General features: G+C 75.9%; 1 protein-coding gene. It reads left to right on the top strand.

The window, feature by feature from the left end; translation table 11 throughout:
* Nucleotides 1–2,618, top strand: a 2,618-nt coding sequence (locus tag AE652_RS01790; protein WP_049649275.1) for a non-ribosomal peptide synthetase, incomplete at both ends; no start/stop codon positions are given.

Here is a 2,618-nt window from a genome sequence, read left to right on the forward strand (position 1 = left end):
CCCTCCAGAACAACACCCAACCGTCCCTGGACCTCCCGGGGTTGACGGCGACGGAGCAGCCGGTCGGGGCGGACGGCGCCAAGTTCGACCTGTCCCTGGCCGTCACCGAGCGCCGCCGCCAGGACGACTCCGCGAGCGGCTCCCCGGGCGACTCCGCGGCCGGTCTCGTCGGCACCCTGGAGTACAACGCCGACGTGTTCGAGCCGGCCACCGCCGAGGCCCTGGCCGCCCGCCTGGTCCGGTTGCTCGACCAGGTCGCCCGCGACCCGCGGACGCCGCTGTCCCGACTGGACGTCCTCACTCCGGAGGAGCACCGGCAGGTCCTCACCGAGTGGAACGACACCGCGGCCGACGACGCTTCTCCCGCCGGCACCGCCACCACCGTCGTCGCCCTCTTCGAGGCCCAGGCCGCCCGCACCCCCGAGGCTGTCGCCGTCCTCACCGACACCACCGCCCTCACCTACGCCGAACTCGACGCCCGGGCCAACCGGCTCGCCCGCCACCTGGTCGACCGCGGGGTCGTCCCGGACCGGCCGGTGGCCCTGTCGCTGCCCCGGACGGCGGAGATGGTGGTGGCGCAGCTGGCCGTCCTGAAGAGCGGCGCCGCCTACCTGCCGGTCGACCCGGCGCTCCCGGCCGACCGCGTCCGGCTGATGCTCGACGACGCCGCGCCCGTCCTCCTGCTGACCGAACTCGCCATCGCCGCACGGCTTCCGCGCACCGGCGTGCCCACGGTCGTGCTGGACGACCCCGAGGTCGACGCCGCGCTGGCCGCCCTCGACGGCCGGCCGCTGACCGACGCCGAGCGGGCCGCCCCGCTGCACGGCTCCCGGCTGGCCTACCTGCTCTTCACCTCCGGCTCCACCGGGCGGCCCAAGGGCGTCATGGTCGAGCACCGGTCGCTGCTGAACCTGCTGGTGTCCACCCGGGAGCGCTTCCCGCTGGAGGCCCACGACCGGCTGCTGGCCGTCACCACCTGGTCCTTCGACATCTCCGGGCTGGAGGTCTACCTGCCGCTGCTGTCCGGCGCGGGCCTGGTCGTCGGCGCGGAGGGCGTCGCCCTGGACCCGGCCGCGCTGGCCGCCTCCCTCGAACGCGACGGCATCACGATCATGCAGGCGACCCCGGCGCTCTGGCAGGAACTCGTGCTCCACCGCCCCGAGTCGGTGCGCGGCCTGCGCGTCCTGATCGGCGGTGAGGCGGTCCCGCCCGCCCTGGCCGACGCCCTGGCCGCCCGGGCCGACACCGTCACCAACCTGTACGGGCCGACCGAGACCACCATCTGGTCCACGGCGGCCGGGCTGGCGGGCGACGGGGTCGTGACGCTGGGCCGCCCGATCCGCAACACCCGGGCGTACGTGCTGGACGACGGGCTGCGGCCGGTGCCCCCGGGTGTGGCCGGCGAGCTGTACCTGGCCGGTGCCGGACTCGCCCGCGGCTACGCCGGACGACCCGGCCTCACCGCCACCCGCTTCCTCGCCTGCCCGTTCGCACCCGGCGAGCGCATGTACCGCACCGGAGACCTCGTCCGCTGGACCCCCGACGGCCGACTCCTCTACCTCGGCCGCGCCGACACCCAGGTCAAGATCCGCGGCTTCCGCGTCGAGCCCGGCGAGATCGAAGCCGTCCTCACCACCCACCCCACCGTCCGCACCGCCGTCGCCGTCGCCCGTACCGACGGCCCCGCAGGCGCCACCCTCGTCGCCTACGTCACCCCCATCCCCGGCACCGCCCCCGACCCCGCCACCCTGCGCGACCACACCGCCGACCACCTGCCCGGGTACATGGTCCCCGGCGCGGTCGTGGTGCTCGACGAACTCCCGCTCAACCCCAACGGCAAGATCGACCGCAACCGCCTCCCCGCCCCCGACTTCACCCCCGCCGCCGCGCGCCGCCCCCGCAACCCCGTCGAGGAGGCCCTCGGCGCGCTCTTCGCCGAGGTCCTCGGCCTCCCCGAGGTCGGCATCGACGACAGCTTCTTCGACCTCGGCGGCCACTCGCTGCTGGCGACCAGGCTGGTCAGCCGGATCCGTACGGCACTGGGCTCGACCGTCTCGATCCGGGACGTGTTCGAGGCGCCGACCGTGGCCAGGCTGGCCGGCCGCCTCCACCGGGACCGCTCCGCGCGGCCCGCGCTGCGGCCCGGACCGCGCCCGGCCGCTCTGCCGCTGTCCTCCGCCCAGCGGCGGCTGTGGTTCCTGAACCGGCTGGAGCCCGGCTCGGCGGCCTACAACATGGCCTTCGCGGTCCGGCTCTCCGGGGCGCTGGACGTCACGGCGCTGGAGGCGGCGCTGGCCGACCTGGTCGAGCGGCACGAGGTACTGCGCACCGTCTTCCCCGAGACCGACGGCGAGCCCCGCCAGGAGGTCCTGGGCACCGAGGCCTGGACCGGACTCACCGTCCGGGAGACCTCCCCCCCCGCCGAGGCCCCGGCGGAAGCCGCCCGCGAGGCCGGCCGCGGCTTCGACCTCGCGACCCGGCTCCCCGTCCGCGCGACGCTGCTGCGCACCGGCCCGGCGGAGCACCTGCTGCTGCTGATCGTCCACCACATCGTGGCCGACGGCTGGTCCGCCACCCCGCTGGCCCGGGACCTCTCACGGGCGTACGCGGCCCGGTCC

It is taken from the genome of Kitasatospora sp. MY 5-36, from assembly GCF_001182915.1.
Classification (GTDB): domain Bacteria; phylum Actinomycetota; class Actinomycetes; order Streptomycetales; family Streptomycetaceae; genus Kitasatospora.